At 68.1% G+C, this 25,309-nt stretch carries 22 protein-coding genes; 15 read left to right on the top strand and 7 right to left on the bottom strand.

Going from position 1 to position 25,309, the window contains the following annotated elements; translation table 11 throughout:
* Positions 1–32: 32 nt before the first annotated feature.
* Both WFQ67_RS15695 and WFQ67_RS15690 read left to right on the top strand, forming a co-directional pair.
* The gene (locus tag WFQ67_RS15695) at positions 33–1,844 is read left to right on the top strand and encodes a sensor histidine kinase (protein WP_213626997.1); all 1,812 of its coding nucleotides are present in this window, start codon (positions 33–35) and stop codon (positions 1,842–1,844) included.
* On the top strand, positions 1,841–3,214 hold the full coding sequence (locus tag WFQ67_RS15690) for a sigma-54-dependent transcriptional regulator (protein WP_213627005.1): 1,374 nt from the start codon (positions 1,841–1,843) through the stop codon (positions 3,212–3,214). Before WFQ67_RS15695 ends, WFQ67_RS15690 begins: the two co-directional genes overlap by 4 nt.
* A 296-nt stretch (positions 3,215–3,510) precedes the next feature.
* Here WFQ67_RS15690 and WFQ67_RS15685 read toward each other — a convergent pair whose 3' ends face one another.
* A complete protein-coding gene (locus WFQ67_RS15685; protein ID WP_337057436.1) occupies positions 3,511–3,744 on the bottom strand; it encodes a DUF5064 family protein in 234 nt (77 codons plus the stop codon).
* 504 nt (positions 3,745–4,248) lie between these two features.
* Here WFQ67_RS15685 and arcD point away from each other — a divergent pair.
* The 5 genes from arcD to WFQ67_RS15660 all read left to right on the top strand — a co-directional run bounded on the left by arcD (position 4,249) and on the right by WFQ67_RS15660 (position 11,367).
* The gene (arcD, locus tag WFQ67_RS15680) at positions 4,249–5,676 is read left to right on the top strand and encodes an arginine-ornithine antiporter (protein WP_213627008.1); all 1,428 of its coding nucleotides are present in this window, start codon (positions 4,249–4,251) and stop codon (positions 5,674–5,676) included.
* An 18-nt stretch (positions 5,677–5,694) separates the two neighbouring features.
* Positions 5,695–6,945: an arginine deiminase gene (arcA, locus tag WFQ67_RS15675; RefSeq protein WP_337057435.1), complete on the top strand. Its 1,251-nt coding sequence runs from the start codon at positions 5,695–5,697 to the stop codon at positions 6,943–6,945.
* Positions 6,946–7,052: 107 nt separating this feature from the next.
* The gene (locus WFQ67_RS15670; RefSeq protein WP_213627011.1) at positions 7,053–8,063 is read left to right on the top strand and encodes an ornithine carbamoyltransferase; all 1,011 of its coding nucleotides are present in this window, start codon (positions 7,053–7,055) and stop codon (positions 8,061–8,063) included.
* Positions 8,064–8,233: 170 nt separating this feature from the next.
* Positions 8,234–9,163: a carbamate kinase gene (gene arcC, locus WFQ67_RS15665; RefSeq protein ID WP_213627013.1), complete on the top strand. Its 930-nt coding sequence runs from the start codon at positions 8,234–8,236 to the stop codon at positions 9,161–9,163.
* A gap of 296 nt (positions 9,164–9,459) precedes the next feature.
* Positions 9,460–11,367 carry a beta-ketoacyl synthase gene (locus WFQ67_RS15660; RefSeq protein WP_337057433.1) on the top strand — a complete coding sequence of 636 codons (1,908 nt, stop codon included), beginning with the start codon at positions 9,460–9,462 and terminating at the stop codon, positions 11,365–11,367.
* A gap of 465 nt (positions 11,368–11,832) precedes the next feature.
* Here the strand turns inward: WFQ67_RS15660 and cysQ are convergent, their stop codons facing one another.
* Together cysQ and nudE are read right to left on the bottom strand one after the other, a co-directional pair.
* The gene (gene cysQ / locus WFQ67_RS15655; RefSeq protein ID WP_337057432.1) at positions 11,833–12,651 is read right to left on the bottom strand and encodes a 3'(2'),5'-bisphosphate nucleotidase CysQ; all 819 of its coding nucleotides are present in this window, start codon (positions 12,649–12,651) and stop codon (positions 11,833–11,835) included.
* Entirely contained in the window at positions 12,648–13,214 is a 567-nt protein-coding gene (gene nudE / locus WFQ67_RS15650) for an ADP compounds hydrolase NudE (protein WP_173178606.1), read from the bottom strand. The genes cysQ and nudE overlap by 4 nt, the downstream gene beginning before the upstream one ends.
* Positions 13,215–13,346: 132 nt before the next feature.
* Between nudE and yrfG the strand changes: the two genes are divergently transcribed.
* The 7 genes from yrfG (at position 13,347) to WFQ67_RS15615 (ending at position 20,271) form a co-directional block, all read left to right on the top strand.
* Positions 13,347–14,009, top strand: coding sequence for a GMP/IMP nucleotidase (gene yrfG, locus WFQ67_RS15645; RefSeq protein WP_337057430.1), 663 nt, complete (start codon positions 13,347–13,349; stop codon positions 14,007–14,009).
* A gap of 16 nt (positions 14,010–14,025) precedes the next feature.
* A complete protein-coding gene (locus WFQ67_RS15640) occupies positions 14,026–14,913 on the top strand; it encodes a LysR family transcriptional regulator (protein WP_213627023.1) in 888 nt (295 codons plus the stop codon).
* A gap of 97 nt (positions 14,914–15,010) precedes the next feature.
* Entirely contained in the window at positions 15,011–15,856 is an 846-nt protein-coding gene (gene fdhD, locus WFQ67_RS15635) for a formate dehydrogenase accessory sulfurtransferase FdhD (protein WP_337057429.1), read from the top strand.
* Positions 15,853–18,174, top strand: a complete 2,322-nt coding sequence (locus WFQ67_RS15630) for an FdhF/YdeP family oxidoreductase (RefSeq protein WP_337057428.1) — start codon at positions 15,853–15,855, stop codon at positions 18,172–18,174. Before fdhD ends, WFQ67_RS15630 begins: the two co-directional genes overlap by 4 nt.
* Positions 18,175–18,587: 413 nt before the next feature.
* The gene (locus tag WFQ67_RS15625; RefSeq protein ID WP_213627029.1) at positions 18,588–19,073 is read left to right on the top strand and encodes a YMGG-like glycine zipper-containing protein; all 486 of its coding nucleotides are present in this window, start codon (positions 18,588–18,590) and stop codon (positions 19,071–19,073) included.
* Positions 19,074–19,210: 137 nt separating this feature from the next.
* The gene (locus WFQ67_RS15620) at positions 19,211–19,609 is read left to right on the top strand and encodes a hypothetical protein (protein WP_173178600.1); all 399 of its coding nucleotides are present in this window, start codon (positions 19,211–19,213) and stop codon (positions 19,607–19,609) included.
* A 59-nt stretch (positions 19,610–19,668) separates the two neighbouring features.
* Positions 19,669–20,271, top strand: a complete 603-nt coding sequence (locus WFQ67_RS15615) for a nucleotidyltransferase family protein (protein ID WP_337057426.1) — start codon at positions 19,669–19,671, stop codon at positions 20,269–20,271.
* A 29-nt stretch (positions 20,272–20,300) separates the two neighbouring features.
* Here WFQ67_RS15615 and WFQ67_RS15610 read toward each other — a convergent pair whose 3' ends face one another.
* Complete coding sequence (locus WFQ67_RS15610) at positions 20,301–20,840, bottom strand: DUF2087 domain-containing protein (RefSeq protein ID WP_244862954.1); 540 nt, start codon at positions 20,838–20,840, stop codon at positions 20,301–20,303.
* A gap of 282 nt (positions 20,841–21,122) precedes the next feature.
* Between WFQ67_RS15610 and WFQ67_RS15605 the strand changes: the two genes are divergently transcribed.
* Complete coding sequence (locus WFQ67_RS15605; protein ID WP_337057425.1) at positions 21,123–22,001, top strand: hypothetical protein; 879 nt, start codon at positions 21,123–21,125, stop codon at positions 21,999–22,001.
* Positions 22,002–22,017: 16 nt separating this feature from the next.
* On the opposite strand, the gene sstT is transcribed toward WFQ67_RS15605, so the two are convergent.
* The 3 genes from sstT to WFQ67_RS15590 all read right to left on the bottom strand — a co-directional run bounded on the left by sstT (position 22,018) and on the right by WFQ67_RS15590 (position 25,206).
* Positions 22,018–23,262, bottom strand: coding sequence for a serine/threonine transporter SstT (gene sstT, locus WFQ67_RS15600; protein ID WP_213627035.1), 1,245 nt, complete (start codon positions 23,260–23,262; stop codon positions 22,018–22,020).
* Positions 23,263–23,581: 319 nt separating this feature from the next.
* Positions 23,582–24,019 carry an acyl-CoA thioesterase gene (locus WFQ67_RS15595; protein WP_213627037.1) on the bottom strand — a complete coding sequence of 146 codons (438 nt, stop codon included), beginning with the start codon at positions 24,017–24,019 and terminating at the stop codon, positions 23,582–23,584.
* Positions 24,020–24,042: 23 nt separating this feature from the next.
* On the bottom strand, positions 24,043–25,206 hold the full coding sequence (locus WFQ67_RS15590; RefSeq protein ID WP_337057424.1) for an iron-containing alcohol dehydrogenase: 1,164 nt from the start codon (positions 25,204–25,206) through the stop codon (positions 24,043–24,045).
* Positions 25,207–25,309 lie beyond the last annotated feature (103 nt).

Below are 25,309 nucleotides of genomic sequence, written 5' to 3'. Positions count from 1 at the left end.
ATGCGCCGCATCCCCGGCGCATTCCGACACCCATGACCGCCAACGCCCTCCCCTATCGCCCCCGCTGGCGCAGCCTCGTCCTGCTGGCCCTGGTCCTGGCGCCCCTGCTGTGGCCGGCCCATCACCTGGCCGAGCGCTACTACAACCAGGCCCTTGCCGAGCAGAACCGGCAGACCCTCGACCTCTACGTCGCCAACCTGCTGGGCACCCTGCGTCGCTTCGAAGTCCTGCCGCCGATCCTCGCCGACCTGCCCGCCCTGCGCAGCCAGCTGGCCGAGCCGCACGACCCGGCGCGCCTGGAAGCCGCCAACCGGTTGCTGAGCGAGGTACGCGACGAGACCGGCGCCGACGTCATCTACCTGATGAACCCCCAGGGCATTACCCTCAGTTCCTCCAACTGGGACAAGGCGGACAGCTTCATCGGCCGCGACTTCGCCTTCCGCCCGTACTACCGCGAGGCGCTGCAGGGCCGCCAGGGGCGCTTCTTCGGCCTCGGCACCACCTCCGGCAAGCGCGGTTACTTCTACGCAAGTCCCGTGCGCGAGGGCCAGGCGGTGATCGGCATCCTGGTCGTCAAGGTCGACCTGGACGACGCCGAATCGCTCTGGGGCAACACCCCGGAACAGCTGCTGGTGACGGACTCCAACGGCGTCGCGATCATCACCTCGCGCCCGCAATGGCGCTTCCATGCCACCCGTGAGCTGGACAACGCCGAACGCGCCGCCATCGCCGCCAACCAGCCCTACCCGACCCAGTCACCCGAGCCGATCCGCCTGCGCCCCGGCGAGTGGATCACCCAGAGCCGCGAGCTCCGTGAAACCGGCTGGACGGTGAGCATCCTCGCGCCGCAGGTCCTGGTCGACCGCCAGGTGCGCACCACCGACGCCATCGCCGCCGCCACCCTGCTCGCCCTGCTGCTGCTGCTCGGCCTGATGATGCAGCGCCGCCGCCACTACCTCGACCGCATCGCCCTGGACACCCGAGCCCGCCGCGAACTGGAGCAGCGCGTGCAGGAGCGCACCCAGGACCTCGAAGCCCTCAACAGCCGGCTCAAGGTCGAGGTGCTGGAGCGCGAACAGGCCCAGCAGGAGCTGGTGCGCGCCCAGGACGAAGTGGTGCAGGCCGGCAAGCTCTCCGCCCTCGGCACCATGTCCGCCAGCATCAGCCACGAGCTCAACCAGCCGCTGGCCGCCATCCGCAGCTATGCCGACAACGCCGGCGTGCTGCTGGACCACGAACGCTACGACGATGCCCGCGGCAACCTGCGGCAGATCAGCGAGCTGACCGGACGCATGGCCTCGATCATCGCCCACCTGCGCGCCTTCGCCCGGCGCGACCGCCATGCGCCGGAGAACGTCGCCCTGCAACCTGCGCTCGACGACGCCCTGGCGCTGCTGGCCAAGCGGCGCCGGGCGATGGAGGTCGAACTGATCCGCGACATGCCCGAGGCCCAGCTCTGGGTACAGGCCGGCGAAACCCGACTGCGCCAGGTGCTCGGCAACCTGCTCGCCAACGCCCTCGACGCCCTGGGCGAGAAGCCGCAGCCCCGGCGCATCTGGCTCAGCGCCGAAGCCCATGCCGACGGGGTGACCCTGACCCTGCGCGACAATGGCCCCGGCTTCACCCGCGAAGCCCTGCAGCGCGCGCGCGAGCCCTTCTTCACCACCAAGACCAGCGCCCAGGGCCTGGGCCTCGGCCTGGCCATCTGCGACAGCCTGATCCGTGCCCTCGGCGGCGAACTGCTGCTGGCCAACCACCCCGAAGGCGGCGCCTTGCTGACCCTGCACCTGCGCTCGGCCATCCCCGGCGCCAACCCCCTCTCACCCGAGGACCATTCCGCATGACCCAGCCACTCGAAGCCGGAACCCAGGTCCTGCTGGTCGACGACGACCCGCACCTGCGCCAGGCCCTGAGCCAGACACTCGACCTCGCCGGCCTCAAGGTCGCCACCCTGGGCGACGCCAAGGGCCTGGCCGCGAACCTGCCCGCCGACTGGCCGGGCGTGGTGGTCAGCGACATCCGCATGCCCGGTGTCGACGGCCTCGAACTGCTGCGCCAGCTTCACGAACGCGACCCCCAGCTGCCCGTGCTGCTGATCACCGGCCACGGCGACGTGCCCCTGGCCGTGCAGGCCATGCGCGCCGGTGCCTATGATTTCCTGGAGAAGCCCTTCGCCAGCGAAGACCTGCTCGACAGCGTGCGCCGCGCCCTCGACCTGCGCCGCCTGGTGCTGGAGAACCGCAGCCTGCGCCTGGCCCTCTCCGACCGCCAGCAGCTCAGCGCCCGCCTGGTGGGCCAGTCCGCCGCCGCCCAGCGCCTGCGCGAGCAGATCGGCGCGCTCGCCGGCACCAGCGCCGACGTACTGATCCTCGGCGAGACCGGTGCCGGCAAGGAGGTGGTGGCCCGCGCGCTGCACGACCTGTCCGCACGCCGCGACGGCCCCTTCGTCGCCATCAACGCCGGCGCCCTGGCGGAGTCCGTGGTGGAGAGCGAACTCTTCGGCCACGAACAGGGCGCCTTCACCGGCGCGCAGAAGCGCCGCATCGGCAAGTTCGAGTACGCCAACGGCGGCACCGTGTTCCTCGACGAGATCGAGAGCATGAGCCCCGACGTGCAGGTCAAGCTGCTGCGCCTGCTGCAGGAGCGCGTTGTCGAACGGCTCGGCGCCAACCAGTTGATCCCGCTCGACATCCGTGTCATCGCCGCCACCAAGGAAGACCTGCGCCAGGCCGCCGACCAGGGCCGCTTCCGTGCCGACCTCTACTACCGCCTCAACGTCGCCAGCCTGCGCATCCCACCGCTGCGTGAACGCGGCGAGGACATCCTCCTGCTGTTCCAGCACTTCGCCGAAGCCGCCGCCGCGCGCCACGGCAGCCAGCCGCGCACGCTGGACAGCTCGCAGCGCGCCCTGCTGCTGACCCACGACTGGCCCGGCAACGTGCGCGAACTGCAGAACGCTGGCGAGCGCTTCGCCCTCGGCCTCGACCTGGCCCTGGACAACGGTGCGCCGGAGCTGCCCAGCAGCAGCGGCGGCCTGAGCGAGCAGGTGGAAGCCTTCGAGCGGGCGCTGATCCTCGCGGAGCTGGGCAACCCGCACAACTCCATGCGCAGTCTCGCCGAGGCCCTGGGCCTGCCGCGCAAGACGCTGTCGGACAAGCTGCGCAAGCACAACCTCAGCTTCGGTGGCGGAAATCCCGCCGACGAGCAGGACTGATAGGCGGACTTCCGCTCAGACCGGAGCCGCTCCCTCGGGCCGATGCCAGCAATCCCGGCATTCACGGGCACTGGCACAGGCCTTGCTCCATGCACCGCATCTCAATGCCAAGGCATTGAACCAGGGCATCCCGCCTCCCCGGGATGCCCGCCCGCAGCGGCCACAAGCCGCCACCGGGTTTCTTTCCCCAGCGCAGCCTCGGCCCTCCCCGGCCCTGGCGGCAGGCGACGGTCCATCAGCCCGTCGCCTTCCACGTCGAACCCGGCCCTCGTGCCGGGTTCGTCGTATCCACCCCGTCAAAGCGACCTGTCGAGAAGAAAGCGCGCCAGGTCCACCGGCGTCCCCGGCGCGGCGTGCAATTGCCTGCGCAGGTCGGCGAACACCCGCTCGTAATCCCCACGCATGCCCGCCGTGATCCGCAGGTGCGGGGGGAATCCATGCCGTCGCAGGCGCCGGCAGGTGCTCTGCAGGAAGTTGTAGGCGACATCGCGATGCAGCTCGAAGGTGTCATGGAAGCCGTGCCCGGCCACCTACCCCCGCAGATCGAAGTGCACGTAGGTTTCGCGATCACGCTGCCGGAGCTGGTAATCCATGTCGATGAAATAGCCAGGGCAAGGCCCCGCCCCATCACGTCTGACGACCAGGTGCCCTGGTCGAAACATGCTCGATCCCCCTTATGGAAAGTTGATGTAAGAAACGTCCAGGCGAGTTTGCTTATATCCATTCGAAATCAAGTGAAACTTGAATAAATCCGATATAAGCAAATGGCATTTGGCCATGTTTCTTACAGCAAATCCTTACAACTTGAACTGTCACAAAAACCAACTAGCTTGAACTGGGCGCCGCCTGGGATGGCTTGCCGACCCCCTATTTTGCTCGCTCCGAGCCTGCCTCCGATGCTGCCATGTCCCCTCCGAAGTCTGTAAGGAAATAGTCCCGCGCGAATTGTTAGCTAGCTATTGACCTACGTCATAACTCTTCCCCGAAAGGAAGAGCCAACTAAGCACAGTTCCTACTCCTACTGGAGGTGCAAGATGTCAGACTCCACCCAAAAACTCCGACTAGGCGCCTTGGTGGCGCTGGTCGTTGGCTCCATGGTCGGCGGCGGTATCTTCTCGCTGCCGCAGAACATGGCGGCCAGCGCCGATGTCGGCGCCATTCTCATCGGCTGGGGTATCACCGCCATCGGCATGCTGACCCTGGCCTTCGTCTTCCAGACCCTGGCCAACCGCAAGCCCGATCTCGACGGCGGCGTGTACGCCTACGCCAAGGCCGGCTTCGGCGACTACATGGGTTTCTCCTCGGCCTGGGGCTACTGGATCAGCGCCTGGCTGGGCAACGTCGGCTACTTCGTCCTGCTGTTCAGCACCCTCGGCTACTTCTTCCCGATCTTCGGCGAGGGCAACACCCCGGCGGCCATCATCGGGGCCTCGGTGGTGCTCTGGGCCGTGCATTTCCTGGTGCTGCGCGGGATCAAGGAGGCAGCGTTCATCAACCTGGTGACCACGGTCGCCAAGATCGTGCCGCTGTTCCTGTTCATCCTCATCTGCCTGTTCGCCTTCAAGCTGGACATCTTCACCGCCGACATCTGGGGCTCGATGAACCCCGAGCTGGGCAGCGTGATGAACCAGGTGCGCAACATGATGCTGGTCACCGTCTGGGTGTTCATCGGCATCGAGGGCGCGAGCATCTTCTCCGCCCGCGCCGAGAAGCGCAGCGATGTCGGCAAGGCCACCATCATCGGCTTCGTCACCGTGCTGCTGTTGCTGGTACTGGTGAACGTGCTGTCGCTCGGCATCATGACCCAGCCTGAACTGGCCAAGCTGCAGAACCCGTCCATGGCGGCGGTGCTGGAGCACGTGGTCGGCCACTGGGGCGCGGTGCTGATCAGCGTCGGCCTGATCATCTCCCTGGTCGGTGCCCTGCTGTCCTGGGTGCTGCTGTGCGCGGAGATCCTCTTCGCCGCCGCGAAGGACCACACGATGCCGGAGTTCCTCCGTCGCGAGAACGCCAACCATGTGCCGGCCAACGCCCTGTGGCTGACCAACGCCATGGTCCAGCTGTTCCTCATCGTCACGCTGTTCAGCGCCAGCACCTACCTGTCGCTGATCTACCTGGCGACCTCGATGATCCTGGTGCCCTACTTCTGGTCCGCCGCCTACGCCCTGCTGCTGCCGATCCGTGGCGAGACCTACGAGACGGACGGCCGCGACCGCAACAAGGACCTGGCCATCGCCGCCGTCGCCCTGGTCTACGCCGTGTGGCTGCTCTACGCCGGCGGCGTGAAGTACCTGCTGCTCTCGGCCCTGCTCTACGCCCCTGGCGCGATCCTCTTCGCCAAGGCCAAGCACGAGCTCGGCCAACCCATCTTCACCAACGTTGAGAAGCTGATCTTCGCCGCCGTGGTAATCGGCGCGCTCGTGGCGGCCTACGGCCTCTACGACGGCTTCCTGACTCTGTAACTCGTAAGGAGACCTGCCATGTCCAAAGTCAAACTCGGCGTTCATTCCGAAGCCGGCAAACTGCATAAGGTGATGGTCTGCTCGCCCGGTCTGGCCCATATGCGCCTGACCCCCAACAACTGCGACGAGCTGCTGTTCGATGACGTCATCTGGGTCAACCAGGCCAAGCGCGACCACTTCGACTTCGTCACCAAGATGCGCGAGCGCGGCGTCGAGGTGATGGAGATGCACAACCTGCTCACCGACACCGTGCAGAACCCCGAGGCCCTGAAATGGATCCTCGACCGCAAGATCACCGCCAACCAGGTCGGCATCGGCCTGACCAACGAAGTGCGCTCCTGGCTCGAGGGCCTTGAGCCACGCAAACTCGCCGAGTTCCTCATCGGCGGGGTCGCCGGCTCCGACCTGCCGGACAGCGAGGGCGTCAGCGCGGTCAAGATGTACCGCGACTACCTGGGCCATTCCAGCTTCATCCTGCCGCCGCTGCCCAACACCCAGTTCACCCGCGACACCACCTGCTGGATCTACGGCGGCGTGACGCTCAACCCGATGTACTGGCCGGCGCGACGCCAGGAAACCCTGCTCACCACCGCCATCTACAAGTTCCACCCCGAGTTCACCAACGCCGAGTTCGAAGTCTGGTACGGCGACCCCGACCAGGACCACGGCAGCGCCACCCTCGAAGGCGGCGACGTGATGCCCATCGGCAACGGCGTGGTGCTCATCGGCATGGGCGAGCGCACCTCGCGCCAGGCCATCGGCCAACTGGCCCAGTCGCTGTTCGCCAAGGGCGCGGCACAGAAGGTGGTGGTCGCCGGCCTGCCGAAGTCCCGCGCGGCCATGCACCTGGACACCGTCTTCACCTTCTGCGACCGCGACCTGGTCACGGTCTTCCCGGAAGTGGTCAAGGAGATCGTCCCCTTCATCCTGCGCCCGGACGAAAGCCGCCCCTACGGCATCGACATCCGCCGCGAGGAGAAGAGCTTCATCGACGTGGTCGCCGAGTCCCTCGGGCTCAAGCAGCTGCGCGTGGTGCAGACCGGCGGCGACAGCTTCGAGGCCGAGCGTGAGCAGTGGGACGACGGCAACAACGTCGTCTGCCTGGAGCCCGGCGTGGTGGTCGGCTATGACCGCAACACCTACACCAACACCCAGCTGCGCAAGGCCGGTGTCGAGGTGGTGACCATCAGCGCCAGCGAACTCGGCCGCGGCCGTGGCGGTGGCCACTGCATGACCTGCCCGATCCTGCGCGACCCGATCGACTATTGATCCAAGAAGCCGAACCCCGGCGGCCGCCACCCGCGGCCGCCCGCCCCGCCAGCCACGAGCTGTTCTGACGGGGCCTGGATTCCGACCTGCCCAAAAGGAGAAAGACCATGGCTTTCAACATGCACAACCGCAACCTGCTCAGCCTGATGCACCACAGCACCCGCGAGCTGCGCTACCTGCTGGACCTCTCCCGCGACCTGAAGCGCGCCAAGTACACCGGCACCGAGCAGCAGCACCTGAAACGCAAGAACATCGCGCTGATCTTCGAGAAGACCTCCACTCGCACCCGCTGCGCCTTCGAGGTCGCCGCCTATGACCAGGGCGCCAACGTCACCTACATCGACCCCAACTCCTCGCAGATCGGCCACAAGGAGACCATGAAGGACACCGCCCGCGTGCTCGGGCGCATGTACGACGCCATCGAGTACCGCGGCTTCAAGCAGGAAATCGTCGAAGAACTGGCCAAGTTCGCCGGCGTCCCGGTGTTCAACGGCCTGACCGACGAGTACCACCCCACCCAGATGCTCGCCGACGTGCTGACCATGCGCGAGCATAGCGACAAGCCGCTGCACGACATCAGCTACGCCTACCTGGGCGATGCCCGCAACAACATGGGCAACTCCCTGCTGCTGATCGGCGCCAAGCTGGGCATGGACGTGCGCATCGCCGCACCCAAGGCGCTGTGGCCGGAGGACGACTTCATCGCCCAGTGCAAGGAATTCGCCGAGGAAAGCGGCGCGCGCATCACCATCACCGAAGACCCCAAGGCGGCGGTCAAGGGCGTCGACTTCATCCACACCGACGTCTGGGTCTCCATGGGCGAGCCGGTGGAGGCCTGGGGCGAACGCATCAAGCAGCTGCTGCCCTACCAGGTCAACGCCGAGATGATGAAGGCCTCCGGCACCGCGCGGACCAAGTTCATGCACTGCCTGCCGGCCTTCCACAACAGCGATACCAAGGTCGGCAAGCAGATCGCCGAGCAGTACCCGCACCTGGCCAACGGCATCGAGGTGACCGACGACGTGTTCGAGTCCCCGGCCTGCATCGCCTTCGAGCAGGCGGAGAACCGCATGCACACCATCAAGGCGATCCTGGTATCGACCCTCGCCGACGTCTGATTCCAGTCCGCCACAGGGGCGCTGGCGTTGTCGGCGGCACTGCGGCGCCTCACGGGGTCGTCGCTGCTCGCTCGCCTTCGCGCCTCCATCTCTATGGCTTCCTGGGATATCCGTGATCCGGGGAGGGAGTGGCAGAGCCGCTCCCTCTCCACCGCAACAGGAGAACAATCATGCGAATAGTCGTCGCATTGGGCGGCAACGCCCTGCTGCGCCGTGGCGAGCCCATGACCGCGGAGAATCAGCGCATCAACGTGCGCATCGCCGCCGAGCAGATCGCCAAGATCCAGCCCGGCAACGAACTGGTGGTCGCCCATGGCAACGGTCCCCAGGTTGGCCTCCTGGCCCTCCAGGGCGCCGCCTACACGGCGGTCAGCACCTACCCGCTGGACGTCCTCGGCGCCGAGACCGAGGGCATGATCGGCTACATGATCGAACAGGAACTGGGCAACCTGCTGCCCTTCGAGGTGCCCTTCGCCACGCTGCTCACCCAGGTGGAAGTGGACGCCAAGGACCCCGCCTTCCAGAACCCCACCAAGCCCATCGGCCCGGTGTACTCCAGGGAAGAGGCCGAGCGCCTGGCCGCGGAGAAAGGCTGGGCCATCGCCCCCGACGGCGACAAGTTCCGCCGTGTGGTCGCCAGCCCCCGGCCCAAGCAGATCTTCGAGATCCGCCCGGTGAAGTGGCTGCTGGAGAAGGGCTCGGTGGTCATCTGCGCCGGTGGCGGCGGCATCCCCACGCTCTATGACGACAACGGCAAGCTCAAGGGCGTCGAGGCGGTGATCGACAAGGACCTGTGCTCCGCGCTGCTGGCCCAGCAGTTGGAGAGCGACCTGCTGGTGATCGCCACCGACGTCGACGCCGCCTACATCGACTGGGGCAAGCCGACCCAGAAGGCCATCGCCGAAGCCCACCCGGATGAGCTCGAACGCCTCGGCTTCGCCGCCGGCTCCATGGGACCCAAGGTCCAGGCCGCCAGCGAATTCGCCCGCAACACCGGGCGCGTCGCGGTGATCGGCTCCCTGGCCGATATCGAGGCCATCGTCCAGGGCAAGGCCGGCACCCGCGTCAGCACCGCCAACCCGGGCATCAGCTACCGCTGAAGCCTCCAACCCACGGGGTCGTGCAGGCGGCCCCGGCTCCTCCCGCCGCCCCGCACGACCATGCCCGCCGTCGATGCACACGGGCAGTACCGATCAATCCTCAAGTGACTCGACGGTCAGCTGCCGCGTCAGGTTAGGCATTCGAATCTTTCGAGCTGCCACCTGGTTCGTCCACGGTGGCCGGACATCCCCGACGCGTTCCCTGGCCAGCCGCACCTGCGGCCCTCACGGCCCATCTTCACCGCGCTCGGCCCGGCCCCGGTCACGAAATGGTCTATTTGAGGAGTTCCCGCGTCATGTCTCGACTTCCGGTCATCGTTGGTTTCGGCGGTTACAACGCAGCGGGCCGAAGCTCGTTCCACCATGGCTTCCGCCGTACCGTGATCGAGTCCGTCGACGCCGCCGCGCGCCAGGAAACCCTGGCCGGCCTGGCAGTGATGACCAAGCTGGTGACCGTGGTCGATGGCCAGTACCTGGACGCCGACGGCGCGCCGCTGAGCCTGGCCGACATCGAGTCGCGCTTCGGTGAACGCCTCCTCGCCTCGACCCTGGTGCGCCGCATCGAGAAGCAGCACCTGGACGTCGACGCCGCCCCCTGGCAGAAGAGCATCGGCGTCTCCGCCGAACCGGGCTCCAGCATCCGCTTCGTCACCTCGCGCAAGCAGTTGCCCGAACCGCTGCCGGCCAGCTGGTCGGTCGAGCCGCTGGAATCCGGCGAGGTGCGCGTCACCCTCAATGACGCCACCGAGTTCAAGGTCGAGAGCTTCCGCGCCCTGCCGGTCAAGTCCGCCGGCCAGCTGCCCACCGGCTTCGAGCCGGGCGAGCTGTACAACTCGCGCTTCCACCCGCGCGGCCTGCAGATGTCCGTGGTCGCCGCCACCGACGCCATCCGCTCCATCGGCCTGCCCTGGCAGCACATCGTCGACCGGGTGCAACCCGACGAGGTCGCGGTGTTCTCCGGCAGCATCATGAGCCAGCTCGACGAGAACGGTTTCGGCGGCCTGATGCAGTCGCGCCTCAAGGGTGGCCGCGTCACCGCCAAGCAACTGCCGCTGGGCCTGAACACCATGCCCGCCGACTTCATCAACGCCTACGTGCTGGGCAGTGTCGGCACCACCGGCAGCGTCACCGGCGCCTGCGCCACCTTCCTCTACAACCTGCAGAAGGCCATCGAGCTGATCGGCTCCGGCCGCGCGCGGGTCGCCCTGGTGGGCAACGCCGAGGCGCCGATCAACCAGGAATGCATCGACGGCTACGGCGCCATGGGCGCCCTGGCCACCGAGGACGGCCTGCGCCAGGTCGGCGGCCGCGAGGACGTGGACTTCCGCCGTGCCAGCCGCCCCTTCGGCGAGAACTGCGGCTTCACCCTGGCCGAGTCCAGCCAGTACGTGGTGCTGATGGACGACGCCCTGGCCCTGGAGCTGGGTGCCGATATCCATGGCGCGGTGACCGACGTCTTCATCAACGCCGACGGCTTCAAGAAATCCATCTCCGCCCCCGGCCCGGGCAACTACCTGACCCTGGCCAAGGCCGTGGCCAGCGCCACCCAGCTGTTCGGCAGCGAGACCGTGCGCCAGCACAGCTTCGTCCACGCCCACGGCTCCAGCACCCCGGCCAACCGCGTCACCGAGTCCGAACTGCTGGACCGCGTCGCCGCCGCCTTCGGCATCGAGTCCTGGCCCATCACCGCGGTCAAGGCCTTCGTCGGCCATAGCCTGGCCACCGCCAGCGGCGACCAGGTGGTCTCGGCCCTCGGCACCTTCCGCTACGGCATCCTGCCGGGCATCAAGACCATCGACCGGGTCGCCGACGACGTGCACCAGCAGCACCTGTCTATCTCCACCCGCGACCAGCGCATGGAGCAGCGCAGCCTGGACATCTGCTTCGTCAACTCGAAGGGTTTTGGCGGCAACAACGCCAGCGGCGTGGTGATCTCGCCGCGCCTGACCGAGAACATGCTGCGCAAGCGCCATGGCGAGAAAGCCTTCGCCGACTACTGCGAGAAGCGCGAAGCCACCCGCGCCGCCGCCCGCCAATACGACGAGCGCGCGCTCAAGGGCGAACTGGACATCATCTACAACTTCGGCAACGACCTGATCGACGACAAGGCCCTGGAAGTCACCGCCGAAGGCATCAAGGTCCCGGGCTTCGCCCAGCCGCTGCTCTACGGCAAGGACGAACGCTTCAAGGACATGCTCGACTGATCCGGAGCCGAAGAGCGGGTTGAGCGATGGGTTTCGCTTCGCTCTACGCCATCCTACAAAAGCCGCCGGCCGCAACGCAGGTAAAGTGGCGATGCGCACATCAATATGAAGCATGAGCATCAATGTTGGAGCAGCAGCCAAACGCTCCTTTCAGGAGGCCGAGCGCAATCGTCGTTTCAGGGGTTGAGCGACATGGATGTCGCGAGAGCCGCGATGGGCCAGGGATGGCCCTTCGCGGCGTGCCCCTGAAACGAGGATGGAGCGAGGGAAGTCTGGCGTCAGCCAGACCCGTATGGAGGGGCGAGCGCTTTTGGTTCCTTTTAAGTGGTTCGGCATTCCGACGATTGTTAAAAGGGACTCGCCCGGGGCGGGGCGAAACCAGAAGCATCAGCAAAGCTCGGCAACCGGCGTGGCCAAAAACCTTCTAGCAACACCTAGCTCACAATTCATTCGCCCCCGCTCTGATCAATCCAGGGCGCGCGCCAGCTCCAGCAGCTCGCCACGCCAAGCGGCGGCCGCCGGCAGGGCCAGGAAGGACGGGTTGAGGAAGGATTCGCGGGCCGCGTAGCCCAGCGGTTCGCCGGCCAGGTCGAGCACCTCGCCACCGGCGCCTTCCAGCACGCCCTGCGCGGCGGCGGTGTCCCACTGCGAGGTGGGCGCCAGGCGCGGGTAGCAATCCGCCGCCCCTTCGGCCAGCAGGCAGAACTTCAGCGAGCTGCCGATATTGGCCAGCTGCAATTCCCCGAAGCGCTCCCCCAGCCCGGCCAGCAGGCGTTCCTGCGCGGGGCTCGAATGGCGCTTGCTGGCCACCAGGGTGAAGGCCTGTGCAGGCGCCACGCGCACCCCGATCGGCTCGCGCACGCCCGCGTCGATGCGCCAGGCCCCCAGGCCCGCGCCGCCCAGGTAGCAGCGGCCGGTGACCGGCACGCCGACGACGCCGAAGACCACCCGCCCACGCTCGATCAGCGCGACGTTGACGGTGAACTCATCGGAGCCGGAGATGAATTCCTTGGTGCCATCCAGCGGGTCGACCAGCCACCAGCGCTCCCAGGCGGCGCGCTCGGCGAGGGGGATGTCCGCCGCTTCCTCGGAAAGCACCGGGATGCCGGCATCCAGCGCTGCCAGGCCGTCGGCGAGGATACGGTGGGCGGCCAGGTCGGCGGCGGTGACGGGAGACGCGTCGGCCTTCTCCACCACGGCGACGTCCGCGCGCCAGAACGGCAGGGTGGCCTGGCCGGCGAGGCCGACCAGTTCGATGACGGCAGGCAGCAGCGAGTGGCTCATGCGGGGAACTCCCCGCGCTGGCCCAGCAGGTCACGGGCCAGGTAGAGCGCCGCCAGGGCGCGCCCCTCGCTGAACTGCGGGTGCTGCACCAGGCTCGCGATCTCGCGCAGGCTGATCTTCTCCACGCCCAGCGGCTCGGGTTCGTCGCCCGGCAGGCGCTCTTCATAAAGGTCACGGGCCAGCACCACCTGGATCTTCTGGCTCATGTAGCCCGGCGACAGCGACAGCTCGGTCAGCAGCTCCAGCTTGCGTGCACCGTATCCCGCCTCTTCCTTGAGTTCGCGGTCGGCCGCCACCAGCACGTCCTCGCCCGGCTCGATCAACCCCTTGGGCAGCGACAGCTGGTAGTCGTCGGTGCCGGCGCAGTACTCCTCCACCAGCAGCACGTGCTCGGCATCCACCATCGCCACCACCATCACCGCGCCATAGCCGGAGCCCTTGCCCACCAGACGCTCGTAGGTGCGCTCGACACCGTTGGAGAAGCGCAGCTGCAGCTCCTCGACACGGAACAGGCGGCTGCTGGCGACGATCTCGCGAGCGAGCACGGTGGGCTTCTGACGCATAACGGAACTCCTTGGCATGACCGGCGGGTTATCATACCCCGGCTTTTCCGATTATCTGCGTAGGAGATTGCACGCCGACGACCGTCCACGGTGCAATCGCGACAGCCCTCCCACCTACAGCCCCGGACGCGCATGCCACAGCTCAACTGGTCCGCCATCGACACCGTCCTGCTGGACATGGATGGCACCCTCCTCGACCTGCATTTCGACAACCACTTCTGGCTGGAATACCTGCCCCAGCGCTACGCCGAACACCACGGCATCAGCCGCGAGGCGGCCGACGCCGAACTGGTGCCGCTGTTCAAGCACCACGCCGGCCAGCTCAACTGGTATTGCACGGACTTCTGGAGCCGCGAGCTGAAGCTGTCGATCCGCGACCTCAAGCGCGAGGTCGCCGACCTGATCGCCCTGCGCCCCGACGCCGACCACTTCCTCGCCGCCCTGCGCCGCGCCGGCAAGCGCGTGGTGCTGATCACCAACGCCCACCGCGACTCGCTGTCGCTGAAGATGGAACGGGTCGAACTGGCCCCCTGGTTCGATCGCCTGATCAGCTCCCACGACTACGGCTTCCCCAAGGAAGACCAGCAGTTCTGGCACGCCCTGCAGCAGGACTCGCCCTTCGACCCGGCGCGCACGCTGTTCATCGACGACAGCCTGCCGATCCTGCGCAGCGCCCGCGCCCATGGCGTCGCCCACCTGCTGGCGGTGCTGCAGCCCGACAGCCGGGGCGCGCTCAAGGACACCGAGGAATTCGCCGCGGTCGACGGCTACCGCGAACTGGTGGACGGGCTCTAGCCCGGCGGGAGCGACCATGGACATCAAGCAGCTCAAGTTCCTCGTCGCCCTCGACGAGACCCGCCACTTCGGCCAGGCCGCCGCGCGCTGCCACGTCACCCAGCCCACCCTGTCCATGCGACTGCGCAGCCTGGAAGAGGAGCTGGGCCTGGAACTGGTGCAGCGCGGCCAGCGCTTCGAAGGCTTCACCGATGCCGGCCAGCGCGTGCTCGCCTGGGCGCGCACCCTGCTCGCCGCCCATGACGGCCTGCACGCCGAGGCGGCCGCCTGCCGCGGCCACCTGGTCGGCACCCTGCGCCTGGGCGTGGTGCCCCTGGCCGGCTACGACCCCATGCGCCTGGTCCAGGCCTTCGCCGGGCAGCATCCCGACCTGCGCTTCCAGTTGTTCGCCCTCAGCTCCGAGCAGATCCTCGAGCGCCTGGCACGCAACCAGCTCGACCTCGGCCTCTCCTACCTGGACCGCCTCGATCGCGAACACTTCGACAGCCTGGAAGTCGCCGACACCCGCATGGGCCTGCTGCACGACCGCCGCCACTTCGCCTTCGACGCCCCGCAACTGACCTGGGAGGCCCTCGCCGGCCTGCCCCTGGGCCTGCTCTCGGCCGGCATGCACTTCCGCCAATCGATCGACCACGGCTTCCGCAGCCGGGGCCTGGCGCCGCAGCCGCGCCTGGAGACCGACGCCGTGCACCAGCTGCTGCAGGCGGTCAACGTCGGCCTGTGCTGCGCCATCATGCCGCTCGCCAGCGGCCTCGACGAACTCACCGAACACCTCGCGCTGCTGCCCATCGAGCACGCCCACACCCTGGCCCCGCTGGGGCTCATCCAGCGCCGCGGCCAACCCCGCTCCGCACTGGCGGATGCCTGCTTCGAAGAGGCCCGCCGGCTGTTTTTCCCAGCCTGATAGACACTGTCGATCACAGTATCGGCAATAGCGATTAGACGGACCCCGCCACCAACGCCTAGGCTGCCTGTGTCAATCCGTCGCAGGGGCGCCACCCGTGCCACGCCAGCTATCCACCACCCCTCTCAACGACACCGAGCCCGTGACCCAGGCGCGGGGCTATGCCTATGCCGAACTGGGCGGCGCAGCCACGACCGGCGAGGGCCTGCTGGCCGAGGAATGCGCCCTGGCCATCGCCTACAACGGCATCAGCCACGCGGTGATGATGGTCTCGCCCGCCGATCTGGAAGACTTCATCGCGGGCTTCAGCCTCAGCGCCGGTATCGTCGATTCGATCGATGACATCTATGACACCCGCCTCGGGGGCTGCGACGACGCCCGCCAAGCCGAGGTGGAAATCGCCAACCGCGCCTTCTGGGCCCTGAAGGACCAGCGCCGCCAACTGGCCGGCACCACCGGCTGCGGCCTTTGCGGCGTGGAGGCCCTGGAGCAGGCCCTGCCCACCCTCGCCGTGCTGCAGCCACAGCCGCTGCCCCCGCCGGAGCACCTGGCCGACCTGCGCCAGCGCATCGCCGCCAAGCAGGACCTCGCGCGCCGCAGCGGCGCCCTGCACGCCGCGCTCTTCGTCGACGCCAGCGGCGCACTGGCGCTGTGCCGCGAAGACATCGGCCGCCACAACGCCCTCGACAAACTCATCGGCGCCGTCCTGCGGCACAAGCTCGACCCGCGTGCCGGTTTCGCCGTGGTCACCAGCCGCTGCAGCCTGGAACTCATCCACAAGGCGGTGCGTGCCGGCCTCGGCACCCTGGTCAGCCTCTCGGCCCCCACGGCACTCACCGTGCAGTGGGCGCGCCGGCACAACCTGAACCTGATCCACCTGCCCCATCACAGCGCGCCCCGGGTCTACAGCCCGGCGCCCCGGACAGAAGAAGTACAGCCATGAGCCTGCAACCCGTGCATCCCCGCTACAAGCCCTACAACGGCGCCGCCGCCGGCTGGGGCGCGCTGAAGAGCGTCGCTCACTTCTGGCTCGACAGTAAGCAGCCGTTCAAGAACCTGCGCGCCCTGCTCAAGACCAACCAGAACGGCGGCTTCGACTGCCCCGGCTGCGCCTGGGGCGACTCCCCCGAAGACGGCCGCATCAAGTTCTGCGAGAACGGCGCCAAGGCGGTCAACTGGGAAGCCACCAAGCGCCGCGTCGACGCCGCCTTCTTCGCCCGCTACAGCGTCAGCCAGCTCCGCGAGCAGAGCGACTACTGGCTCGAATACCAGGGCCGCCTGACCCAGCCGATGCGCTACGACGCCGCCAGCGACCACTACCTGCCGGTCAGCTGGGACGACGCCTTCGCCCTGGTCGCCAGCCACCTCAAGCGCCTGCCCGACCCGAACCAGGCCGAGTTCTACACCTCCGGCCGCGCCAGCAACGAAGCTGCCTACCTCTACCAGTTGTTCGTCCGCGCCTACGGCACCAACAACTTCCCCGACTGCTCGAACATGTGCCACGAGGCCAGCGGCGTCGCCCTCGGCCAGAGCGTGGGCGTCGGCAAGGGCAGCGTGACCTTCGCCGACTTCGAGCACGCCGACGCCATCTTCGTCCTCGGCCAGAACCCCGGCACCAACCACCCGCGCATGCTCGAACCGCTGCGCGAGGCGGTGAAGCGCGGCGCCCAGGTGGTCGCCTTCAACCCGCTCAAGGAGCGCGGCCTGGAACGCTTCCAGCATCCCCAGCACGCCCTGGAGATGCTCACCAACGGCTCCGCCCCGCTGAACACCGCATTCTTCCGCCCGGCCCTGGGCGGCGACATGGCCGCCATGCGCGGCATCGCCAAGTTCCTCCTGCAGTGGGAGCGCGAGGCCCAGGCCGCAGGCCAGCCGGCGGTGTTCGACCACACCTTCATCGCCGAACACACCGACGGCGTCGACGCCTACCTGGCCGAGCTGGACGCCACCGACTGGGACCACATCGAGCGCCAGTCCGGCCTCACCCTCGCCGAGATCGAGCAGGCCGCGCGCATGTACCGCCGCGCCGAGCGGGTCATCATCTGCTGGGCCATGGGCATCACCCAGCACCACCATTCGGTGCCGACCATCCAGGAAATCGTCAACCTGCAACTGCTGCGCGGCAACCTCGGCCGCCCCGGCGCCGGCCTGTGCCCGGTGCGCGGCCACAGCAACGTGCAGGGCGACCGCACCATGGGCATCAACGACCGCCCGCCGGCGGCCCTGCTCGACGCGCTGGAGAAGCGCTTCCAGTTCAAGGTGCCCCGCGAGAACGGCCACAACACCGTGGAAGCCATCAACGCCATGCTCGACGGCCAGGCCCGCGTCTTCATCGGCCTGGGCGGCAACTTCGCCCAGGCGACCCCGGACAGCCCGCGCACCCACCAGGCGCTGATGAACTGCGACCTCACCGTGCAGATCAGCACCAAGCTCAATCGCAGCCACCTCACCGTCGGCCGCGACGCACTGATCCTGCCCTGCCTCGGCCGTACCGACATCGACCACCAGGCCCACGGCCCGCAGGCGGTGACGGTGGAAGACTCCTTCAGCATGATCCACGCCTCCAACGGCCAGCTGGAGCCGCTGTCCCGCGAAATGCGCTCGGAGCCGGCCATCGTCGCCGGCATCGCCAAGGCCACCCTGGGCAACCACCCGGTGGACTGGGACGCGATGATCGCCAACTACGACCGCATCCGTGAGCTCATCGCCGACACCATCCCCGGCTTCGCCGACTTCAACCAGCGCGTGCAGCACCCGGGCGGCTTCTACCTGGGCAACTCGGCCGGCGCCCGCACCTGGAAGACCGCCAGCGGCCGCGCCAACTTCAAGGCCAACCCGCTGCCGGAAACCCTGATCCACGAACGCATCCGCGCCAGCGGTCTCAAGCCCGACCTGATCCTCCAGACCCTGCGCTCCCACGACCAGTACAACACCACCATCTACGGCCTCGACGACCGCTACCGCGGCGTGCGCGGCCAGCGCCAAGTGGTGTTCGCCAACGAGGCCGACATCCAGCGCCTGGGCTACCAGAGCGGGCAGAAGGTGGACATGGTCTCGCTCTGGGACGACGGCATCGAGCGCAAGGTCGAAGGCTTCACCCTGCTCGCCTTCGACATCCCCGCCGGCCAGGCCGCCGCCTACTACCCGGAAACCAACCCCCTGGTGCCCCTGGACAGCTTCGGCGTCGGCAGCCACACACCCACCTCCAAGTTCATCGCCGTGCGCCTCCAGCCGGCGCAGGAAAGCGGGCGCATTCTCTGACCGTTCGGCACGCATCACACCCTACGGCGGGCACGGAGCCTCCCGCAGGGTGTGCCGCGCGTACCTGCCCCCTCCGCGCCCGCGCACAGGTCCAGGCACGCGATGGAAACGGTGCGAACGACACAAACAGGGTGCATCGATCATGCGCATCGAAGGTCTGGGGAAAAGCGGAATCACCCCCACTGCAGGGGGCGCAAAGACAAGGCGCAATGCCATCAGGAAATGGCCTGGAAAAGGGCCGAAACGCAGTGCTGGAATAGGCCTCTGACACCGCCGAAACAGCCAAAGTTCTCCAGCAAAAACAATTATTTAGAGATTGTGAAAAACCCTGTGCAATTCGTCGGGAGACGCTTGTACGGCGCCGCTCCGCTCGCAACTATCGCCTCGTCCAAACCACAGAGGCTCTCCTCTCCATGAAGCACTCCTCGATCCTCCTTCTGTCTTTCTGCCTCGCCAGTGGCGGCGCCTTCGCGGGCGGCACCACCGAAGCCGGGGTGGGTGGCGCGCTGGGCGGGGTACTGGGCGCGGCCGTCGGTCAATCCATCGGTGGCAACACCGGCGCGGCCATCGGTGCCGGCGTCGGCGGTGCAGCGGGTAGCGCGGTCGGCGCCGACCGGCGCAGCCGCACCGAAGCGGCCCTCGGTGGCGCCCTGGGCGCAGCCGGCGGCAACGTCATCGGCCGCCAGGTCGGCGGCGACACCGGCAGCCTGATCGGCGCCGCAGCCGGCGGTGGTGCCGGTGGCGCGCTGGGCAACTACATGGGCAACGAGAGCCGCGACGACGACCGTGACGATCGTCGTTACTACGACCGCCGTGGCGATCGCCACGAACATGGCCGCGGCCATGGCTGGGGTCACCGCAAGCACAAGCACCGCCACCACCATGACTGGGATGACTGATCGCGACCGTTAGTCGCCAATCCCGGCCGATCGCATCCCCTCACAGAACTCCCGTAACACTCTCAGCCTCTTACTGTTCGAGGGCCACTTGCCACGCAGGCGAGCGGCCCTCGTCACCTTGCCTGGAGAAACACCCGATGCGCCTCACTCTTCCCGCCCTGGCCCTGAGCCTGCTCGCGACCCAAGCCGTGGTCGCCGGCGAAACCACCAAGAACGCCCTCGGCGGCGGCATCGGCGGTGCGCTGGGCAACGTGGTCGGCCAATCCATCGGTGGCAGCACCGGCGCCGCCATCGGTGCCGGCCTCGGCGGTGCCGCCGGCGGCGTGATCACCGCGCGTGACGGCAACAAGACCGGCGCCGCGCTGGGCGGCGGCCTGGGTGCCGCCGGCGGCTCGGTGGTAGGCGGCAAGCTCGGCGGCAGCACCGGCTCGACCATCGGTGCGGGCCTGGGCGGCGCGGCCGGTGGCGCCATCGCCAGCGAGCTGGACAAGGACAGCGGTGGCAAGAAGCACCGCAAGCACAGGCACCGCGATTGAGCATCATGGAGCCACACGCCCAGCCTCCGCGTTGCACGCTGCGGGGGCCGGTGCTGCCGGTGGCTTACGAGAATCCCCTGCCCCACCTGCAACGCTGGCTGCGCGGCGACGGCCAGCGCCTGCTGGCCCTGCGTTGCGTCGCCAGCCTGGGCCTGCGCGATGCCTGGCTGGCCGCCGGCTTCGTGCGCAACCTGGCCTGGGACCGGCTGCACGGCTACCGCGACAGCACGCCGCTCGCCGATCTCGACCTCATCCACTTCGACCCCGATGACCTCGACCCCGAGACCGACCTGCGCATCGAGCACACCCTGCGCGGCATGACCGGGCACCTGCCCTGGTCGGTGAAGAACCAGGCGCGCATGCACCTGCGCAACGGCGACGACCCCTACCGCGACAGCCGCGACGCCATGAGCCACTGGCCCGAAGTGCAGACCGCCATCGGCGTGCGCCTGCGCCCGGGCGGCGGCATCGAGATCATCACGCCCTTCATCCAGTCCGGCCTGCTCGACCTGCGCGTCACCCCCAACCCCCTGCACCCACGCCAGGAAGCTTTCAGCGAACGTCTGCGGGAAAAAGGCTGGCTGCAACGCTGGCCGCGCCTGCAGGTGGACACGGCGCCCCTGGGCTGCCTGCTGCATAGCAGCCACTTCGACGACGCCTGAAGGGCGCGCCTCCCTGCGCGCCGGGTGCATCAGGCCGAACGCCTGCCCAACTGCTCGCGCAGGGCCATCGCCAGCGGCTCCGGGCGCAGCTCCACGCGACGGTACTCGCGCCCGTCGGGCGTGCGCACCAGCCAGCCGGCATCGACCATCTCGCGCCGCAACAACACGTGGTCACCCAGGCTCGCAGCCGCGCGGATATGGCCGTCGACCTCGCGCTCGCTCATCGCGATGCGCGGCGGCAGCGCCATCCAGGTCATCCACAGGCAGGGGCGCCGGTGGCTGTGCTTGCCCGGCCAGGCATGCAGGCGGCCCTGCTCGTCGAAGTAGCGCAGCAGGCGGCGGACCAGCACGTAGTCCACCGCATCGCCGGCGGGCACCTCGGCCAGCTGGCGCTCGGCGACCTGGCTCGCGCGCAGCGCCTGGAAGCTGCGAAAGCCCCGGGCACGGGCAAGCAGGTTGAGCATCTCCACATGGCCCGGCGGCCGCTCGCGTCCCTCCAGCTGGCGGACCAGCGAGCGGGCGAGCGCGGACATGTCATGGGTGGCGAAAGGGATAAGCGTCTTGGACACAGTTCGTTCCTCGTGTGTGCCAAGTCCTCGGACGAGGATGTCGGGGGTCGCCGGGTTCCGACGCGGCACGGGACGAGTGTCGGTCGAGGGTGAGCCTGGGGCTCGTGGCAGGTTTAGCTGCCCGAATGGGCACCGGTGACGCCTGGGTGAACTGCCGACCGCGCGCCAGAATAGCTCTGGGTGTCGAGTAGCTCAACAGCTACCGGGCGAAGCGTCTGAGAAGACTGTAATCTTCTGCCATTACCCTGCTGGCGCATGCACGCCGGTCGCCGTGGAAACGCCATGGGCTTCATCCGATACGCCGCACCTTTGCTCTGCCTCTTCACCCTGCTCCCGGCCGCCTTCGCCGGGCAGCAACTGCGTGTCTGCCAGCAGAACCCCGTCACCTACGCCTACCGCATAGAGCTGGCGAACCTCATCCTCGCCCGCACCGCCGAGCGCTACGGCGCGGCCAACATCGCCCCCAGCGACGCACCGGACCCATCCCAGGAACGTTGCCTGGCGATGCTCAAGGCCGGCCAGGTGGACCTCGCCTACGTGCCACCGAACCGCGAACGCCTGGCCGACTTCCGCATGCTGCCCATCGACATGCACCAGGGCCTGCTCGGCTACCGCGTGCTGATCATCCGCAAGGACCGCCAGGCCGACTTCGCGCGCATCGACGACCTCGACGGCCTGCGCCGCATGACCGGTGGCTTCGGCAGCCAATGGAGCGATTTCCCGCTGTTCGCCCGCAACCACCTGCCGGTGCTGGGCATGGCCAACCCCGGCAACCTGCTGCCGATGCTCGAACAGCGCCGCTTCGACTACTTCCACCGTGGCCTCAGCGAAGCCTGGGCCGAGGTGGACGCCAACCGCCTCGCGCTGCCGGACCTGATGGTGGAGCAGCACCTGGCGCTGAAATACCCGATGCCGGTGTACTTCACCTTCGCCCACGACAACCGGGTGCTGGAACGGCGCTTTGCCGAAGGCTTCGAGATGATCCGCGCGGACGGCACCTTCCAGGCGCTGTTCCTGCGCCATCACGGCCACCTGATCGACCAGGCGGGGATGGCCGGGCGGCGGGTCATCGAGCTGGACTCCGACCTGCCGGGCCGGCTACCGGACGGCGGCGAGGGGTTCGCCGAACCCGCCACCGCCAGGACGGGCGACACGCCCTAGGCGTGCGCCCGGGCTATCAGCCGATGTGCGCTTCGCCCGGCTCGTCGACATCCCCGCTGGCGATGCAGGCCGCGGCGGTGAACAGCACGTCGGTGGAGGAGTTCAGCGCGGTCTCGGCGGCGTCCTGGAGGATGCCGATGATGAAGCCCACTGCAACCACCTGCATTGCCACCTCGCTGGGAATGCCGAACAGGCTGCAGGCCAGCGGGATCAGCAGCAGCGAGCCGCCGGCCACACCGGAGGCACCACAGGCGCAGATGGACGCCACCACGCTGAGCAGGATGGCGGTGGGGATGTCCACGGCAATGCCCAGGGTCTTCACCGCCGCCAGGGTCAGCACCGTGATGGTGATCGCCGCGCCGGCCATGTTGATGGTCGCGCCCAGGGGGATCGACACCGAGTAGGTGTCCTCGTGCAGGCCGAGCTTTTCGCACAACTGCAGGTTCACCGGGATGTTGGCCGCCGAACTGCGGGTGAAGAAGGCGGTGATGCCGCTCTCGCGCAGGCAGGTCAGCACCAGCGGATAAGGGTTGCGGCGGATCTTCCAGTAGACGATCAGCGGGTTCACCACGAAGGCCACGAACAGCATGCAGCCGATCAGCACCGCCAGCAGGTGGGCGTAGTCCGCCAGCACCTTCAGGCCGTTCTCCGCCAGGGTCGAAGCCACCAGGCCGAAGATGCCCAGCGGGGCGAAGGCGATCACCACGCGCACGATCAGCGACACACCGTGGGACAGGTCGCTGAACACCGCGCGGGTGGTCTCGCTGCCCTGGCGGATGGCGATGCCCAGGCCCACGGCCCAGACCAGGATGCCGATGAAGTTGGCCTCCATCAGCGCCTTGACCGGGTTGGCCACGGCGCTGGAGAGCAGGCTCAGCAGCACCTCGGAGATATTGCCGGGCGGCGCCAGCTCAGTGGCCGCCGCGCTCAGGTGCAGGGTGGACGGGAACAGGCTGGAGGCCAGCACCGCCACCACCGCGGCGGAGAAGGTGCCGATCAGGTAGAGCAGCAGGATCGGGCGGATGTGCGTGCGCTCGCCCGGCTTGTGGTTGCCGATGGCGGCGATCACCAGGACGAACACCAGCACCGGTGCCACGGCCTTCAGGGCGGTGACGAACAGGGTGCCGAGCAGGCCCACGGCCGCAGCCGCTTCGGGCTTGAGCATGGCCAGCAGCACACCGGCCACGAGGCCGATGAGGATGCGCGTCACCAGGCTGGTGCCCTTGAGGCGCTGGAGGGTGGAGCGTTTTTCCGAAGACATGGCAGATTCACTGAACAGGGGCCGTGGACACGGCCGATACCCAAGATGCCCCGCTGCACCACCCCGGCCCGGCCGAAACGGAAATACTCGCCAGGCCGCAGGGTCTGTCGCCCTGCAGTCAGTGGAAGCGCAGCGGATTTGCCGCGCATTCTGCGGGCAGAAGCCCATTTAGGGTAGAGCGACCGGTCAGCGCACCCCGCCGATGTCGCCATTCCGGCTGTTCGGGGTCGATCTGGTGAAAAAACCGGCCCGCGAACCGCGCATGGGAATGAACCGTAGCCCGGGCTTCAGCCCGGGAGCGGTCTTGCCGACGCCGCGATCAACCCGCGACGACGAGTTCCGCCAGGGCCGCGCGCAGCCGCTCGGGTATCGGCACGGGGCGGTTGCTGGCGCGGTCGACGAAGACGTGGACGAAGCGGCCGGCGGCGCAGGCCTCGTCTTCGCCGGCCTTGAAGATGGCCAGTTCGTACTGCACCGAGCTGTTGCCCAGCTTGCCGACGCGCAGGCCCACCTCGATGCGATCGGGGAAGGCGATGGAGGCGAAGTAGTCGCAGGAGGAGCTGACCACGAAGCCGACGACCTCGCCGTCGTGGATGTCCAGGCCGCCCACTTCGATCAGGTAGGTGTTCACCGCGCTGTCGAAGAAGCCGTAGTAGACGACGTTGTTCACGTGCCCATAGACGTCGTTGTCGTGCCAGCGGGTGGTGATCGGCTGGAAGTGGCGGTAGTCGCTGCGCAGGTGCTGGGGTTGGCTCATGGGGTTCCCTGGTTCGGATGGGCTCAGTACGCCGCTTGGTAGATCGCCAGCGCGTCGCGCTCGCTGACTTCGCGCGGATTATTCACCAGCAGGCGCTGTTGCAACATGGCGTCCTTCGCCAGCTGCGGCAGCATCGCCTCGGCGACGCCAGCATCGCGCAGGCGCGTGGGCAGGCCGCTGCGCTCGCTGAAGTCGGCCAGCTCGAAGATCAGTTGCTCGGTGAGGTGCAGGTCGTTGCCCGGCTGCAGCTTGCGGCCCAGCACCAGCGGCGCCAGTTCGGCGTAGAGCGGCGCGGCGACCTCGGCGTTGAAGCCCAGTACATGGGGGAGCACCAGCGCGTTGGAGAGGCCGTGAGGGATGTGGTAGTGCCCGCCTAGCGGATAGGCCAGGGCGTGCACCGCCGCCACCGGGGCGTTGGCGAAGGCCTGGCCGGCGAGGCAGGCGCCCAGCAGCATGGCCTGGCGCGCCTCGCGGTTGCGGCCGTTGTGCACCGCCTCGTCGAGGTTGGCGCAGAGCAGGCGCAGCGCCTCGCGGCCGAGCAGGTCGGACATGGGGTTCTTCTTGTGCCGGCTGGTGTAGGACTCGATGGCATGGACCATGGCGTCGATGCCGGTGGCGGCGGTCACCGCGGCGGGCAGGCCGAGGGTGAGGTCGGCGTCGAGTACCGCCAGGTCCGGCAGCAGCAGCGGGGAGACCACGCCCATCTTGGTGGTTTCGCCGGTGGTGATGATGGCGATCTGGGTGACTTCCGAGCCGGTGCCGGCGGTGGTCGGCACCTGGATCAGCGGCAGGCGTCGGCCCCGGGCATTGCCGACGCCGTAGAGGTCCTTGAGCCCCTGCCTGCACTCGGGATGGGCCAGCAGCGCCACCAGCTTGGCCACGTCCATGGAGCTGCCGCCGCCGAAGCCGATCACCAGCTCGGCGCGCAAGGCCTTCGCCTGTTCCACCGCCTGCAGCACCACCGCTTCCGGCGGGTCGGCCTGCACCTGGTCGAAGATCTCCACCGCCACACCGGCGGCGGCGAAACCCGGGAGGATCGGGTCGAGCATGTTCAGGCGGGTGATGCCCGGGTCGGTGACGATCAGCACGCGGTGGGCATCGCGCTCGCGGCACAGCTCGGCCAGGCGCAGGGCCGAGCCGGATTCGCAGAGGATCTGCGCGGTGGTGGCAAAGCTGAAGGGCTGCATGGGGTGGCCTCTTGTTGTGGTGCGGCGTGATCCGTTGAGTGAAGCCTCTTTGCCGGGGCCCTGCGCTCGCGAGGTGGCAGGAAGGCTCCCGTCACCTCGTGAA

It is taken from the genome of Pseudomonas sp. USHLN015, assembly GCF_037153275.1.
In the GTDB taxonomy this organism is placed as follows: Bacteria; Pseudomonadota; Gammaproteobacteria; order Pseudomonadales; family Pseudomonadaceae; genus Metapseudomonas; species Metapseudomonas tohonis.
The sequence above is the reverse complement of the archived record's forward strand: the minus strand, read 5'-3'. Positions and strand labels throughout refer to the sequence as shown.